Origin of the sequence: Streptomyces sp. 8N706, from assembly GCF_052245415.1 — a bacterium.
GTDB lineage: Bacteria > Actinomycetota > Actinomycetes > Streptomycetales > Streptomycetaceae > Streptomyces.
On the sequence record NZ_JBQQBW010000037.1, the window covers coordinates 20,893 to 35,103 of the forward strand.

Here is a 14,211-nt window from a genome sequence, read left to right on the forward strand (position 1 = left end):
GAATCTTCGTCGCTGGTCAGTTTTCCCGTGCGTCCGCACGGTCGGCGAGCTCGAGTAGTTCCGAAGGTGCTGAGTCCCCGCTGATCAAGACGAGCTCGCGGATCGCGGCGCGCGCAGCGGTATGCGAGCGCAGCATCTCGGGAGCGAGCTCCTCAGCGCGGAGCAGGCAGTCCTGGGCCTCGCCCGTCTGCCGACGCTGTACGTAAGCCCGGCCCAGATCCATCAGCAGTCGTGCCTGCCGCTCGGCCGACAGGCCGCTGGTGTCGAGGGCTTCTCCGATGTCGATCGCCTCGCCGGCGTCGCCCAGTTCGACGTTGGTGGAGACAGCTTGGATCTCTACGTTGGTCGGGCCGAACTCGAGGTCGAAGTCGTTGCGGTCAGCTTCCAGGGCCTGGGCAACCCTTCTAGCTGCTTCGATCTCGGCCTTGGCGCCAGTACGCCTGCCTGCCCGGGAGTGGATCAGGGCCAGGACGAGGTGCAGAGATCCGAGGATCGAGTTCTCCTCCGGTGTCGGTGGTCGGTTGGCCAGGTGATCACTGAGAGTCTGAAGAGCAGTCCGCGCGGCGTGCTCTGCCTGGTCGAGGTGCTTGAGGCGGACGAATGCATGTGTGAGCCGGAAGATCGCCGCGCAGACCTCGAGCGGCTCGCCAGACGCTTCGGCTGCGCTGATTGCTCTGTCGGCGGCGATCCAAGCAGCATCGGCCTCGTCCTGGCGGACGAAGGATGCCGACAGTGCTTGATAGGTGCGGGCCAGAAGGCGGAGCCCTATCACGCGCTCATCGCCGGTGGAGGTCCTGATTCCGCGCTCGAGCGCCGGGATCAAAACCTGGAGCTCGGCTGTGAGTTCGGCGAACTCGGAGCGGTGTGCCAGGTCCCAGGCGACGTCGACCCGGCTGGCGAGGTCAGCCACTGAGGCGGGCTGCCCATCGTCCACGTCCGCGCTCGGGAGCAGGACGTCCAGGGCTGGATGACCGGAGATCAGCAGTCGCGCCCCGTCCAGGTCGTTGACCGGGACCGCCTCGCGCGGCTCCTCCGGGCCGACCCTCGGAAGCGACGGCTCGAGCTTGTGGAGGGACACACCAAGTTGACCGGCAAGTTCGCGTAGTATGTCCAGCTTCCTCACGGGAATCAGTCCGCGCTCCACCTGGGACACCCAGCTCGCGGACTTGCCGAGGCGCGCGGCCAGGTCTTGCTGGTCAAGGCCCGTCGCTTTGCGGAACTCCTTGACTCGCCGACCGAAGGCACGCTGCTGATCGTCCGTCACTAACTCTCCCGTGCAGATGCAGGCCGCTTGCCGGCGACCTCGTTGAGGAACGTCACTTCGGTGCTGATCAGGTACTGCTCGCGCTCGGCAAGGAACCGCTTGGTGTGCGGCTGTTCCTCGTGCTGGAGGAACGCGTCGCGGTCTTCGTACAGCTCGTAGAAGACGCGGGCGTTCGGCGCGTCGACCGGGATGTGGTTGACGTACACCAGCGTCCCGGGCTCCTCGGCCTGGATCCCCTGCAGGGTCTCGGTAGCTAGCTGGTCAAACGCTGCGGCCGCGGCCGCGTCTCGCGCGGTGAAGCGAACTACCAGGCCGTACGGCATGCGTCCTCCTCCTCGGTGTTGCGGTCACCTTCTCACAACATCAGGCACATTGCGAATACCCGCCGTCAAGCAGTGGAAGCGTTGGAATATTGCGAATCTAGTATTGACTCGCAACTACACTGTGAATAGCGTCGAAGTTAGTTGCTCTGCGGTCCACATGGGCCAAGGAAGCCTCTATTCGGCATGTCCAAATGCCGTCTGAGCTGCAAAAAACGGCCCTCCGGGTGGTCTTGGCAGAGACCCGGAGAGCCGCGCACAGGCCGTCCGATCTGAAGGAGAACGACCCGTGAGCACCATGATTGCAGGTCACCGACCCGCCTCCCAGCCCACTGAACTGGCCCAGGTTGAGGCGTTATTCGAGCTCCAGCTGTTGACCGGTGTGAAGGCCGACCTGTGGGTGGGCGCGCCGGGCGAGACGGCGGACGAGCGGGCGGAGCGCCTGGAGTTCCTGGCCGATGTGATGCTCGGCATCGACGAGGGCGAGGCGACGAAGGCCGGCGAGAAGGCGGAGGCGGCCCGGGTGGCGCAGCTCCACCGGGTGGTCCTCGGTGAGCCGCTCGACGGCCCGGCACTGCTCTTCCGGCAGGCGCACGGCGACCCGGTCGACTGGTCCGAGGCCGACTTCGAGGCTTACGAGAACATCGCCCGCGCGGACGAGCTGCACACCGAGCCGGAGCTGCCGGTCTTAATCGGCAAGGCCCGGGTCGGCATGGGCGCCGCCTCCGCGGCCGCCGTCCGCGAATTGGTTGTAGAGGTGCGGGCCGCATGAGCGCCACGACCGCCACCGACACCCCCAGGACCGACGCGACGAAGGCCTCCCTGGTCTGGCTTCAGGCCGTGGTGACGACTTGGTCGATCACGGGCCTGGTCCTCTTCGGCGCCGCCTGGGTGCTGGGTCTGCAGGCGAGCTGGTGGCAGCGCATTCTTCTCACGCTCCCGGTCGCTGGCCTGGCCTACCTGGACGCCCGCGGCTTCAGCGCCGTGATCGAGATCCGCGCTGGCCTGACCCGCGCACTCTCCGACCTGAACTGGGCGCAGATCCCCCTCGCCGTTGCCGGCGGCGCCTGGCTGCTCGGCCTCATGGCCGAGGCCGGCCAGCGTCTAGCAGTCGGTGCCGTCATCGGCCTGGTCGCCGCCCTGTACCACTACGCCCCGCACGCGGCGGCCCCCGCCGGAGGTACCCGATGAGCATTACCGACTTCCGCACCGCCAAGCGGGAAGACCAGGAGTCCCGGGCCCGACAGGCCCGTGAGGCCGAGGAGCTGAGGGCCCGGCTGGCTCGTGAAGAGAAGGAGCAGGCCTTCAAGCAGGAGCTGGCGCGCAAGGCCGCCGATCAGGAGGCCAAGGACCGCGAGGCGGAGCGGGTCCGCAAGGACCGTGAGGTCGAGGAGGCCGCCGACCTTGCGAAGAAGCAGGCCGAGCTGGCCGCCAAGGAGCGGGTCGCCAAGGAGCGGCGTCGGGAGCAGGCCCGGCGGCGCAAGGAGCGGCGCGAGCAGTTCGTCGCCCGGCTTAACGCGGCGCCGAAGTGGCTGGCCGAGCACCTGGACCTGTCGGCGGCGCTCGCGGTCATGGCGTGCAGCATCGTGCCGGCGCTCATCTCCCAGGCGGCGTCGCTGAAGCCCACGGGCATCGTCGAAGAGATGGGCTGGGTGGGCTACCTGCTGGTCGTCCTGTTGCCCGTGATGCTGGAGTGCTCGGCCTGGGCGGCGACGGCCGGCGAGGCCAAGGCCATGAAGGAGCAGCGCTCGCCGTGGCCGTACCGGGTCGCGATCTACGCGTTCGCCGGCCTGGCCGCGTGGGTCAATTACGGGCATGGTTCGCACGTCGGCGGCGAGGAGTACGGCGTCATCCTCGGCTCTGTCCTGGCCGCCTCGTCCGTGATCCCGGTCATGATGTGGCAGCTGGTCCAGCTTGGCCGGCACCGCGAGTACCGGGAGCTGATGAAGCAGGCCCGCCAGGCTCGCAAGGCCGCGGCGAAGACGCGGGAGCAGCGCAAGAGCGAACTGCCTCAGGTGTGGGCAACTGCCCGGCGGCTGCGGGCCATTGCCGGACATGAGAAGTTGTCCGAGGAGGACGCGTGGCAGGCCGCGTACGGAGTCCACGAGGGCGCCGGCGAGGAGGAGATGCCGGAGGATCTTCTGCGGCTGCTGTCGGCCGACATGCTCGGCCTGCGGGTGGAGGCGGAGGCTCGTCTGGCGGTTGTCCTCGGTGACCTCGCCGAGGCCCGCGCCTGGCGTCGGGAAGCGTCCGCGAAGCTGTCCGGCAAGACGCCCGAGACGGGGCCTGAAGCATCCGTGACCGCGTCCGCGCAGGGGGTCGCAATCCTCCCCACGCGGACCGTCGAGACGTCCGTGACGGGGCTTGTGGACCCGTCTGGAAGGCCCCTGTTGCGGACGGTATCTCCGCAGATCAACCTGTCCGTCCCTCCGTCCGCACGTACGTCTGATATCGCGCCCGCGCGGACGCGCGGTACCGCGGCCGCGCGCACGCGTAAGGCCTCCGGGAAGAGGGCTGTTCGGAAGCTGTCGACGGGTGCGAAGAAGGCCGCCTCGGTCACCGCGAAGCGTGCCTCGGCGGACGAGAACGAGGCCATCGAGCAGTGGATCGCGGACGAGCTGACGGCCGGCCGTGATGTGACGCCCGCGGACGTGAAGACCGAGACGATGCGCCGCCGCCAGGAGCGCAACAAGCGCGCCAGGAGTGAGCCCAGCCGGACGTGGGTCTACGACCGGATCGGCAAGGCGAAGCTGCGCCGACGGAGTGCGTGATGCCAAAGGTCAACCGCCGGTATTTCGATCCGGCCGGCAAGCGGTTCGGGATCCCGACCTGGCCCTGGCGGATGGGGCCGCCCCCGGAGGAGTGGGCCACGATGCGGCAGCTCAAAGCCCGCGGACTCCGGCCGGGCGGCCAGCCGGTCGCCGGTCAGCTCGGCTGGCGGACCCGTAGCGGCGACAAGTTCGCGTACCTCTACCGCGTCGAACTGGCCCGACCGCGGCGGCAGATGACGGAGGCGATGTGGGCGTCGATCCACACAGCGCTGCGGGCCCGCCGGATATGCCCGGCCTGCAAGACGATCCGCGACTACGACATCCCCAAGCGGTACGGCGTCTGCAACGACTGCCCCGGCGGCGCGGACGAAGCGGCCGCCGCCGCGTAAGGCGAAGACCAACCAGCTGAAGAGCGCGAGACGAAACCGCCGGTCTCTACCGACCAAAGCGAAGCCCGGCGCCCGTCTCGCGCCCACCCCGCAGATGGAGGCGTGACCAGCATGACCGAGATCGACACCAGGACGGAAATCGGCAGCGGTGCCCTTGACCGGAGGCTGCTGTGGGACGCGGCCGAGCTGCTCGTCTCCACCCAGTTCGGTTCCCAGTCGATGCTCCAGCGCAAGCTGCGCATCGGGTGGGACAAGACCGCCCAGGTCATGGACGTGATGGAGAACCTCGGCGTGGTCGGCCCGGACCAGGGCTCCAAGGCCCGTGACGTGCTGATCAGGCTGGTCGAAGACCTTGAGCCGGTGTATGAGGCGCTGTACGGCGACGGCCCGACCGCCACGGTGACCGTGCTTCCGTCCGCCCGTCACGCCGAGGCGGCGCCGGTCGACTTCACCAAACCGGTCGCCCCGTCCGCCCCGGTCGTGACGGTACCGGTCGACGAGCCGGAGCCGGAGCCGGAGCACGGCCGCGCGGTGGAGGGCACCGTCTACACCGCCGACGAGTGGGAGCTGCGCCCCGACCCCGAGGGCGACCGCCCCTGGATCAACCCGGCCCTGCGCACCCCGGAAGGCCGCAAGGCCAGGGCCCGCTACATCGGCCGGCAGGCCCGGCGGCGGGCCCGCAAGGCCGCCGCCCGGCAGCGCACCGTCCACGGCTTCGTGCCGCGTGTCTTCCGCGGCGAGAAGCGGATGCGTGCCTGGGTCGTCGGGGTCGAGGGCGCCAAGGCCCGCGCGGACGTCAACCTCGCCCTGGCCACCGTGAAGGAGGCCGACCGCGCCGCGCGCCGCGCCGGCCGCGGCCTCATGCAGCGCGACAAGAAGCGGGCCGCGGCCCAGGCGCTGCAGCTGGAGGCCGGCAAGCAGCTGGTCGTCGCGCAGAGCGCGAAGAAGCACGCGCAGAAGGTCGTCGCCATCCGCGCCGGCGTCACCTACGGCCCGCTGATCGTGGCCGATGCGGCGGCCTACGGCTTCGCGGACGTGTCGGGCTTCCTCGGCGCCCTGGTGCTCAACCTCGTCGGCGCCTCCTGGCTGGGCCGCGATGTCGAGGCGACCGAGGAGGAGCTGGAGAAGCTCGAGCAGATCGAGGCCGGCGTTCCCCAGCAGGTCAGCGTCGGCACGACCCCGCGGATGTTCGAGCAGATGATGCGCCAGGCCCTGACCGAGGACCTGAAGGTCACCTTCTCCGCGCTGCGGGTCGACCCGCACGCGTGGGGCTTCGAGATCCACGTCTGGCTGGAGCGGATGAGCCCGGAGAAGATCTCCGCCGGGCTGGACCTGCTGGAGGCCTGCCTGCCCGGCGTGCGTACCGGCAGCATCCTGCTGCAGCAGTCCGTGCAGTCCCGCAACTACTGCGTCCTTCGCGTGCCCGGCGACAATCCCTGGCAGGCCGTTCCCGAACTCCCCTACCGAGCAGCCCAGTCCATTTCCACGACGGAAATTCACAAGGCCCAGATCGGCGCCGACATGGCCGGCCGTCCCCTGGCCCTGCCGATGTGCCGCACCAACGTCAACGTGGTCGGCGCCAGCCGTTCAGGGAAGTCCACGATTCTGCGGGCCATTTTGGACGCGCTCACCGCGACCGAGGACCAGATCATCATCGGCATCGACCTGGGAAGCGCCGGCTCCGGCTTTGGGGGCCTGCGCCATGCGATGCACGTCGTAGCGACTACTCCGGCCCAGGCGCGGGCCGCCCTGCAGTGGGCGCTGGACATCGGCAAGGGCCGCCCCTCTCTGTTCACCCTGCTCGGCATGGGGGAGAACTGGGTCACCTCCCGCAAGCGGCCCGGCATCACGGTCGTCGTCGACGAGTTCCCGGCGCTGGTCCGCGAGAGCCGCAAGGGCTACTACGACGAGGAGGCCAAGCGGCAGGTGTCCTGGGACCTGGACGGCATGCTCGCCGAACTGGCGATCACCTCGGCGAAGAGCGATGTCACGGAGATCATTGCCGGGCAGGGCGTCACGAAGGAGAAGGTCAAGGACAACACGTGGCTCGTCGAGCTGCCCGTCCAGGTGCTCGCTGCCTGCGACAAGGACGACGTCGTCCAGATCCTCGGTGACGGCATGCTCGCCCAGGGCTGGCGCGCGGACCGGCTCGTGCCCGCCATGGGCGACCAGCTCAACGACGCCTCGGTGGCGTACGTGATGGCCGGCAACGCGTACTGCGAGCCCATCCCGTACCGCGCGTGCTACGCCACCGACGACGAGCTGCTGCGCCGCGGCAAGGAGCGGGCGGCGGCCGGCCTGGTCGACATCGACGCCGAGTCCGCGAAGTTCAGCCGCATCACGCTGAAGCAGCTGATGGACGCGAGCGCCGAGATGTTCGTGACCGGGGGAGAGGCGCAGGACACCGTCCCGCAGCTGATCTCCTCCATCCGGCAGGTCTTCCAGGCGCTCAGCGACCCGAGCGGCCTGCAGCTGGAGGAGATCGCGGCCGGCCTCGGCCGGCTCGACCCCGACCGCTGGGACCTCGCCGCCTTCGACGGCGACGACACCACCGAGCAGGAGGCCGCCCGCTCCGCCGCGCTCAAAACAGCGATCAAGGCCGTGCTCGCCCCCGCCGGCAAGTCCTGGACCACCGACAGCTACCGGCCGCGCCCCGGCGCGGGCACGGTCAAGGGCTACTGCCTGCGGCACCTCAAGAAGATCACAGGCGAGGACGCGGACGGCTCCTGATCGTCCGGAACACGTGAGGAACATGCAGGTCAGGGGCCCGGAACAGCTCAGGAACGCGGGCGGAACGCCTCGAGAGATCGGGAACAGTGTTCCGCCCCCGGGCCCCCGTTCCGGCAGCGTTCCCCCGCTCTGACCTGCAAGTTCCTCCCCGTTCCCGCTCGTTCCCCGCCCGAGAGATCACGGAGTCCGTTATGACCTTCAACCCGCTGCGGCCCAACGAACCGGCCGCCGGCTACTACCGGATCACCGCCGAGCGCCGATTCATGTACCTGCAGCAGGACCCGGCCCACACCCTGCGGACCGTCTGGCAGACCCTCCCCGTCACCTGCCCGATCTGCGCCGCCGACACCGGCCTGACCCTCTGCCACGAGCGCGGCGCCCAGGACGTCGTCCAGGTCCTCTGCCCCGCCGGCCACCTCTGGCCCGAACCCCTCGTCGACCCCGGCCACTTCCGCACCTACGCCGAGCTCCACGGCTACGTCGACACGCAGCCCGAGGCGCTGTGGATCATCGACGCCGGATTCGGCGAGGAGCCGCCACCCCCGACCGACTACGCCGCCGAGATCACCGCCGGCGCCAAGTACGTCGCCAAGTACGCCAAGCGCAAGGCCAAGGCCCGGATCAGGCGCGCAGTGCGTACCCCGATCCGCAAGGCGAAGAAGAAGGCCCTCAACCTCGCCTTCACCCCCGTCTCTGCCGTCCTGCGCGGCGCCTGGAACCTCCAGGCCGGCGGCGTGCCCGCCGACCCGCCGAAGACCGGGAAGTCGGCCGGCACCGAGGGCGGCAGGAAGCGCCAGGGCGAGCCCGAGCTGAAGATCCCCTCGGTCGCCAAATATCGCCGGGCCTACGGCATGCCCGCCCCCGCAAAGGGCCCGGCCTGCCTGGTCTGCGAGGACAGCGGCCGCATCACCGCGCCCGGCATCAGCGTCGGCTGCACCGAGTGCGCCGGCCCCGCCGCCGCGGCGATGGCCGCCGCCGAGCGCAGGGCCGAGCGGGCCCGGACCGGCAAGACCCCGCCGCGCCGCGCCCGCCGGGGCGCCGGCGGCAAGACGACGGGAAGGCGCGGCGGTCGCACCCCCGGCACCGGCCAGGGCGTCACGGTCGACGGGGACAACAACCAGCCCATCCGCGTCAACTCCCCCGCTGGCGGCGGTGGCCCGCTCACCGCTGGCCAGGCTGCCGCCGTTCGGGACGCGGTCAGCTCGGCTGCCTCCCGCAACTCCGGCGGCGTGCACGTCGCCGGTACGAACAACGCCCCCATCACCAGCGTCACCCGTGGGGGCAGCACCCGATCGGGCTAACCGGTAGTCGCCTGAACAGCCAGAACACCAGAAACCCGAACTCGATGTATGCATTCCCTTGAAATGAATACTCGAAGTCTGCATTATTGGGGGTGTCGCAAGCACCCGGGGCGCCCCGCCAGGTCGCCAACTCAGCCGCCCGCCCCGGTCCTTCCAACCCGCACCACCCGCACCCAACAGGAGCAGAAGTGACACAGATCCCGGCAGAGCAGCAGGCACACCCCACGGCCCCATGGCCCGACGACGTCACCGCCCGCTACGCCAACCTCACCGGCGCCACCGTTGACGTTCTTACCGAGCAAGCCCACGTGCGCGCCGTCTGCACCGGCTGCCCGGCCGCCGAGCAGAGCTATCCGCTGAGGGCCCCCGGCAAGCACACCGGTTACGAGCTGCGCCCCGCCCTCGCCTCGGCGCAGAGGTGGGCCCAGGGCTACGCCGAACGCTGCCGCGCTCTGCCCCGCCCCGCCTGAGCCGCCCCGGGGCGCCCCGCCAGGTCGCCAACTCAGTCGGCCGCCCCGGTCCTTCCAACCCGCACCACCCGACAAGGGAGTCCACTTTGAGCACCGAGCAGACCTTCACCGCCACCAACGCCGGCCAGATCTGGGCGGACGTCATCAGCCACGTCGGCACCGTGAACGTCACCGACGACCCGAGCCTCACACACGCCGAGATCACCGTGCGGACCGGCAGCGACGAGGGCACGATCGCCGATGCGGTGCGCAACACCACCGTCCGCGAGCACGTCTCCAACGGGATCAACGTCTTCGAGGTCCGCGTCCCGAAGGTCAACGGCGGCGCCGGCACCGTCATGCAGATCGGCGGCAGCACCTTCAGCTTCTCCGGCGGCAGCACGGGGGTCGGCCAGAACTTCGGCGTCGTTTCCGGCTCCGTGACCGGCATGACCATCAGCAACGGCGACGTCATCATCGGCGGACGCAAGGTCGTCGAGAACGGCCGCGTCGTCGCCGAGCAGGGCACGGTCGTCATCGGGGCTGGCACCGGCACCATCGTCGTCGACGTGAAGGTGCCCGACCTGTCCAGCGTCCGGCTGGAGACCACCAGCGCCGACCTGCGCGTGCGCGGTGACCTCCAGGTCCTGGACATCCGCTCGGTCTCGGGCGACGTCGAGGCCGAGGGCGTGCACACCCTGCGCGGCAACACCACCAGCGGCGACGTCGAAGCCGAGCGCGTCGAGGCACGGGTCGACGTCAACTCCGTCTCCGGCGACATCGAGATCGGCGCCTACAACGGCAGCGAGTTCCGCGCCATCACCGTCTCCGGCGACATCGAGGTCAGCGCCACCCCGGCCGCTTCGGGCTTCTTCACCGCCACCACGGTCTCCGGTGACGTCTCCACGCGCGGCGCCGAGCACCTCCAGCCCCGCGTCAGCACCATCTCCGGCAAGATCCGCCGCCGGTGAACCGCCCCGGGGGCGGCCGCCAGGCCGCCAACACTCAGGCGGCCGCCCCCGGGGCCTCCCGACCCGCAGCCCGCAGCACCACGTCACCGAAGGAGCAGCACGTGGCACACATCTCCGCCGAAGCCGGCCAGTCACGCACCACCGCCGGCACCGCCCGCCGCCTCACCGTCCGCGCCCTGAAGCGAACGCGACGGCTCACCGACCCGGCCGCCAGCGCAACCCTCCTGGTCATGGTCGGCCTGTGGCTCACCCACACCGGCCCGGCCTGGCTCACCACCGCCAACGACTGGACGGTCCTGCTGTACGCCGTCGCCGTCCTCGGCACCAAGACCACGACCGACGCCGTCGCCGAGTACGTCATCGACCTGATCGACCCCGACCGCTGGGACGGCGACATCACCTTCGAGCTCGCCGAGGGCCTGACCCAGCTGCGCGCCGACATCGACAACGGCGCCGACATCGACGACGTCCTGGACAGCCTGCGCGCCAGCAACCTGGTGCCCGAACTGCTCTCCACGCTGCGGAACCTGGCCGCCGAGTACGCCGCCCGCGGCGACGAAGACGAGACCCAGCGGCTGCTCGCCGCCGTCCTGCATCTGCGCAACGCCGACAAGACCATCGGATACCAGAGCGAGCTCGACGCGCTCGAGGCCGGAGGCACCTACCAGAAGTACCCGCGGTAGTTACGCCCCGGGGACGGTGGCCAGGTCGCCAAACTCAGCCCACCGTCCCCGGGCCTCCCGACCCGCTCCAACCGGAGCAGGGGGCCGGAACCATCGTCCCTCATCACCGCGAGGAGCAGAACCATGACCCCCCGATCCGAGGACATCGCAAAGGCCCGCGAGGACCTGAAGAAGACGCTCGCCGCCGCCAAGGCCAAGCGAGACAAGATCTTCGAAGAGACCGAGAAGGTCCGCGAGGCCGCAGAGGCCGAGATGTGGAAGACGGTCAAGACCGAGCTGGACGGCGCGTACCACGGTGCCCGCACCGACGCCGTCGAAGTCCTCGGCGTCACCCGCGACTACATCCTCAAGCAGACCAAGAAGTACAGCTAACGCACCCGCCCCGGGGCCGGCCGCCAGGTCGCCAAAACTCAGCCGGCCGCCCCGCTGATCTCTCCCTGACCCGACCCATGCCCAGACAGGAAGGCCTCGCCATGCCCGCCTCCGCGACCGCGACCGCTCCGCGGACCTTCTGGTCCGAAGCGGCCCTCGCCGCAGCAGTCGACGCAGCCTTCGCCGAAGCGATCGCCGAAGAACTGGCCGCCGCACTCGCCGACGCCGCACCGGCCAGGCCCGCCATCGTCCTCCCGGACACCGACACCCTCATCCGCCAGGCCGGCATCGTCACCGGGCCGTGCCCGTCCGACCCGCGCACCCCCTCCGCCACCGGCCGCTTCCTGAAGAAGGCGTCGATCATCACCGCCCGGGCCGCCTGGTGGCTGCTCAATCACACCACCCTCTGCGCCGGCGTCCTGCTGGTCGGGGCCCTGCGCGTCACCTGGCACCTCGCTGCTGAACGCCGGCCGAGTCCCGACCGGGCCATCGCCTCAGCCGACTTCCTGGAAGCCACGTCCGAGCACATCAAGACCCGCGGCTGGACGCAGTTCGTCATGGAGTCCCGCCGAGGCGTGTGCATCCTCGGAGCCGAGCGCGACCTGATCCGCTCCGGGACCGGCACCCGCGCCACCGCCTCCGAGGCCAACGGCCACCTGCTCGCCGTCACCGGCGCCCGCTCGGTCCCCGGCTGGAACGACCAGCTCACTCGCACCGAGGCGCAGGTCCATCAGGCGCTCCTGGTCGCCGCCGCCCGCGCACGCGCCGCCCGCTGACCCTCCACCTCCCGCTTCCTATCCGGAAGGCCTCGTCATGCTCACGGTCACCAGCGACAGCGTCTCCTACTTCCAGCGCCGCCTCGTCAAGCACACCGAGTCCATCGCCCCCGACGCCGCGCGTCTGGTCGCCGGCCGCTTCGGCGCCCTGCCCCCGGTGCAGCTCGTCATGGTCGGCGACCCCAACCGCTGGTCGGCCCTCACGGCCGAGACCGAACTCGCCCTCGTCCCCGGGGTGCCCGACCGGATCCAGGCCGCGCACCGGCGCGAGTGCCGCCGAGGCCGGCGCAGCAGGTACGGCATCACCGTGCTCGGCCCGAACGGCGTGGTCATCCCCATCAACCTGCGCAAGTCCCGCACCGAGACCGACATCAACGCCACCGTCGTCCACGAGCTCACCCACGCCCATCAGCTCGGCAACGCCCAGGCCCGCGCCCAGCACATCGCGTACCTGCGGCACTGCTGGGACGTCGAGAAGCTGCCGCGCCGGCAGGTCAAGCAGTACGAGCGGCTCATCGACCGCCGCGAGGTCGAGGCCCACGACGCCGAATCCCTCGCCTCCCGCCTCCCCGCCTGATCCGCCGGAAAAGGAGTGATGACCATGCGCATCCGACTCCCCTGGATGACCCGCACCGACCGCGCTCGCTGGCGCGCCGCCCGCTCCATCGCCGACCTCGGCCACCTGACCGCCCTCTGGCTCGAAGGCGAGGTCGCCTCCCATCCCAGCTGCGCCACGCCCAACTACGGGCCGGACGAGGAAACCGCGCACCTGGTGCCGGTCCTGGCGGCCGCCAACCGTGCCGGCTACCTCACCGACAACTCCCAGCCCGGCCTCATCGAGCGCGGCAGCCACGGTGACCTGTGGGAGCAGCGGGCCGCCGTGTCCGGTTGGATCGACCGGGACAACCAGCAGCTGGTGCGCCGCACCACGATCGCCGCGCGGGACGCCGGGCTGCTGGTATGCGTCGACCACCCCGGCTCGGACATCCCGCTAACGAAGGTCGACGGGCAGGACTACACGATCTCCGGTGCGGTCCTCCCGGAGTACCTGCGCGTCCTGTGGCCGGCGCGCCTCATCGACCGCGACCTGTTCACCACCCTGACGAACGCCGCCTCGGTCACCGTCGTCGATACCCAGTACGGCCGGGACAGCCTCCTGTGGCCCGTGCTCACCGAGGCCCTGGCCCACCAGTTCACCGCCCAGGTGACGCCGACCGACATCCGCCGCGACGGCACCGCCTTCCCCGCCGGCAGCCGCATCGATCTGCCGCACCCCATGCCCCAGCTGCCCTGATCTGTCCACCCGGCCGTGTCGCCCGGTCCGCAGGCCATCGGCCCGGACGACGCGGGGGACCGGACAGCCCGGCCCGCAACCGCTACCAGAAACGGAGCACTTCGTGACCCCGACCACCCTGACCCGCACGGCGCCCGCGGCCCCCACCGACCGCAGCGACCTGGTCCACGACATCCGCCTGCGCACCGCCGCCGGCACCCGCAACCCCACCCAGGACGTGCCGCAGCTGCTCGCCCACATCGAGATGCTGGAGCAGCGCCTGGCCGCCGCCGAGGCCGTCTTCCCCGGCATCACCCAGCTCACCCCCGGCGAGCCGGTCGAGCTGACCATCTACCGCGCCGAGTACGAGCACGGCCAGCTGCCGCTGGGCCTCTACACCAACCGCGACGCCGCCCGCGCCCACGGCGAGGACCTCCGCACCCGCGAAGGCCTGCCCACCGGCGCGATCCTCACCTGGATCCCCGACTTCGGCGACGCGGAGGCGATCGAGGAACTGGCCGTGTTCTACCCCGGCGAAGGCGAGGAGATGGAGGAGGACAGCTCCACCGGCTACCTCTTCACCCCGCTCACCATCACCGCCGTGTACGACCCGGAGGCCGAGGAGTGATGGGCCCGCGCACCGTGTGGGAGATCGACGTCCCCATCGAGCACCGGCAGGACAAGACCCGCAAGGGCGTCCACATCTTCACCGGCCTGGCCGAGAACGGCAGCGACGCCATCGCCTCCGCCCTGCGCGCCTGCGAGATCGCCCAGCTGCACGCCATGTCCGGCCGGCCGATCCCCGCCGGCACCAGCCGCGTCGACTGGTCCGCCCGCGGACTGCGCCCCGACTGGGAGCTGCGCTGGGACCGCGCCGAGAAGAAGCAGATCGTCTTTTGACTACGCCCCGGG

At 70.5% G+C, this 14,211-nt stretch carries 17 protein-coding genes; 15 read left to right on the plus strand and 2 right to left on the minus strand.

Annotation, left to right across the window (positions count from 1 at the left end; genetic code table 11):
- Positions 1-16: 16 nt before the first annotated feature.
- Both ACTWQE_RS16325 and ACTWQE_RS16330 read right to left on the minus strand, forming a co-directional pair.
- Positions 17-1,264, minus strand: a complete 1,248-nt coding sequence (locus tag ACTWQE_RS16325; protein WP_443329662.1) for a helix-turn-helix domain-containing protein — start codon at positions 1,262-1,264, stop codon at positions 17-19.
- The gene (locus ACTWQE_RS16330) at positions 1,264-1,587 is read right to left on the minus strand and encodes a putative quinol monooxygenase (protein ID WP_443329663.1); all 324 of its coding nucleotides are present in this window, start codon (positions 1,585-1,587) and stop codon (positions 1,264-1,266) included. The genes ACTWQE_RS16325 and ACTWQE_RS16330 overlap by 1 nt, the downstream gene beginning before the upstream one ends.
- Before the next feature lie 286 nt (positions 1,588-1,873).
- Here ACTWQE_RS16330 and ACTWQE_RS16335 point away from each other — a divergent pair, with 286 nt between their 5' ends.
- The 15 genes from ACTWQE_RS16335 to ACTWQE_RS16405 all read left to right on the plus strand — a co-directional run bounded on the left by ACTWQE_RS16335 (position 1,874) and on the right by ACTWQE_RS16405 (position 14,199).
- Positions 1,874-2,356 (plus strand): hypothetical protein, encoded by a 483-nt coding sequence (locus ACTWQE_RS16335; RefSeq protein ID WP_443329664.1) that lies wholly within the window; start codon positions 1,874-1,876, stop codon positions 2,354-2,356.
- Positions 2,353-2,775 (plus strand): hypothetical protein, encoded by a 423-nt coding sequence (locus tag ACTWQE_RS16340; protein WP_443329665.1) that lies wholly within the window; start codon positions 2,353-2,355, stop codon positions 2,773-2,775. The genes ACTWQE_RS16335 and ACTWQE_RS16340 overlap by 4 nt, the downstream gene beginning before the upstream one ends.
- Positions 2,772-4,355, plus strand: a complete 1,584-nt coding sequence (locus ACTWQE_RS16345) for a hypothetical protein (RefSeq protein WP_443329666.1) — start codon at positions 2,772-2,774, stop codon at positions 4,353-4,355. Before ACTWQE_RS16340 ends, ACTWQE_RS16345 begins: the two co-directional genes overlap by 4 nt.
- Positions 4,355-4,744 (plus strand): RRQRL motif-containing zinc-binding protein, encoded by a 390-nt coding sequence (locus ACTWQE_RS16350; protein ID WP_443329667.1) that lies wholly within the window; start codon positions 4,355-4,357, stop codon positions 4,742-4,744. The genes ACTWQE_RS16345 and ACTWQE_RS16350 overlap by 1 nt, the downstream gene beginning before the upstream one ends.
- A 111-nt stretch (positions 4,745-4,855) precedes the next feature.
- Entirely contained in the window at positions 4,856-7,474 is a 2,619-nt protein-coding gene (locus tag ACTWQE_RS16355) for a DNA translocase FtsK (protein ID WP_443329668.1), read from the plus strand.
- A 191-nt stretch (positions 7,475-7,665) separates the two neighbouring features.
- Positions 7,666-8,775 (plus strand): hypothetical protein, encoded by a 1,110-nt coding sequence (locus ACTWQE_RS16360; RefSeq protein ID WP_443329669.1) that lies wholly within the window; start codon positions 7,666-7,668, stop codon positions 8,773-8,775.
- Between the two features lie 188 nt (positions 8,776-8,963).
- Positions 8,964-9,245: a hypothetical protein gene (locus ACTWQE_RS16365; protein ID WP_443329670.1), complete on the plus strand. Its 282-nt coding sequence runs from the start codon at positions 8,964-8,966 to the stop codon at positions 9,243-9,245.
- A gap of 86 nt (positions 9,246-9,331) precedes the next feature.
- Positions 9,332-10,195 carry a DUF4097 family beta strand repeat-containing protein gene (locus tag ACTWQE_RS16370; protein WP_443329671.1) on the plus strand — a complete coding sequence of 288 codons (864 nt, stop codon included), beginning with the start codon at positions 9,332-9,334 and terminating at the stop codon, positions 10,193-10,195.
- Positions 10,196-10,296: 101 nt separating this feature from the next.
- A complete protein-coding gene (locus ACTWQE_RS16375; protein ID WP_443329672.1) occupies positions 10,297-10,878 on the plus strand; it encodes a hypothetical protein in 582 nt (193 codons plus the stop codon).
- 123 nt (positions 10,879-11,001) lie between these two features.
- The gene (locus tag ACTWQE_RS16380; RefSeq protein WP_443329673.1) at positions 11,002-11,250 is read left to right on the plus strand and encodes a hypothetical protein; all 249 of its coding nucleotides are present in this window, start codon (positions 11,002-11,004) and stop codon (positions 11,248-11,250) included.
- A 77-nt stretch (positions 11,251-11,327) separates the two neighbouring features.
- Positions 11,328-12,026, plus strand: a complete 699-nt coding sequence (locus ACTWQE_RS16385; RefSeq protein WP_443329674.1) for a DUF6197 family protein — start codon at positions 11,328-11,330, stop codon at positions 12,024-12,026.
- Positions 12,027-12,063: 37 nt separating this feature from the next.
- Positions 12,064-12,603, plus strand: coding sequence for a hypothetical protein (locus tag ACTWQE_RS16390; protein WP_443329675.1), 540 nt, complete (start codon positions 12,064-12,066; stop codon positions 12,601-12,603).
- A 24-nt stretch (positions 12,604-12,627) separates the two neighbouring features.
- Complete coding sequence (locus ACTWQE_RS16395) at positions 12,628-13,320, plus strand: DUF6919 domain-containing protein (RefSeq protein ID WP_443329676.1); 693 nt, start codon at positions 12,628-12,630, stop codon at positions 13,318-13,320.
- A 103-nt stretch (positions 13,321-13,423) separates the two neighbouring features.
- Entirely contained in the window at positions 13,424-13,927 is a 504-nt protein-coding gene (locus ACTWQE_RS16400; protein WP_443329677.1) for a hypothetical protein, read from the plus strand.
- Complete coding sequence (locus ACTWQE_RS16405) at positions 13,927-14,199, plus strand: hypothetical protein (protein WP_443329678.1); 273 nt, start codon at positions 13,927-13,929, stop codon at positions 14,197-14,199. Before ACTWQE_RS16400 ends, ACTWQE_RS16405 begins: the two co-directional genes overlap by 1 nt.
- Positions 14,200-14,211: the final 12 nt, after the last annotated feature.

Coding starts and splice junctions, on each gene's coding strand:
- ACTWQE_RS16380 (WP_443329673.1), top strand. CDS start 11,002: ATGACCCCCCGATCCGAGGACATCGCAAAGGCCCGCGAGGACCTGAAG.
- ACTWQE_RS16390 (WP_443329675.1), top strand. CDS start 12,064: ATGCTCACGGTCACCAGCGACAGCGTCTCCTACTTCCAGCGCCGCCTC.
- ACTWQE_RS16395 (WP_443329676.1), top strand. CDS start 12,628: ATGCGCATCCGACTCCCCTGGATGACCCGCACCGACCGCGCTCGCTGG.
- ACTWQE_RS16405 (WP_443329678.1), top strand. CDS start 13,927: ATGGGCCCGCGCACCGTGTGGGAGATCGACGTCCCCATCGAGCACCGG.
- ACTWQE_RS16360 (WP_443329669.1), top strand. CDS start 7,666: ATGACCTTCAACCCGCTGCGGCCCAACGAACCGGCCGCCGGCTACTAC.
- ACTWQE_RS16345 (WP_443329666.1), top strand. CDS start 2,772: ATGAGCATTACCGACTTCCGCACCGCCAAGCGGGAAGACCAGGAGTCC.
- ACTWQE_RS16355 (WP_443329668.1), top strand. CDS start 4,856: ATGACCGAGATCGACACCAGGACGGAAATCGGCAGCGGTGCCCTTGAC.
- ACTWQE_RS16340 (WP_443329665.1), top strand. CDS start 2,353: ATGAGCGCCACGACCGCCACCGACACCCCCAGGACCGACGCGACGAAG.
- ACTWQE_RS16385 (WP_443329674.1), top strand. CDS start 11,328: ATGCCCAGACAGGAAGGCCTCGCCATGCCCGCCTCCGCGACCGCGACC.
- ACTWQE_RS16330 (WP_443329663.1), bottom strand. CDS start 1,587: ATGCCGTACGGCCTGGTAGTTCGCTTCACCGCGCGAGACGCGGCCGCG.
- ACTWQE_RS16350 (WP_443329667.1), top strand. CDS start 4,355: ATGCCAAAGGTCAACCGCCGGTATTTCGATCCGGCCGGCAAGCGGTTC.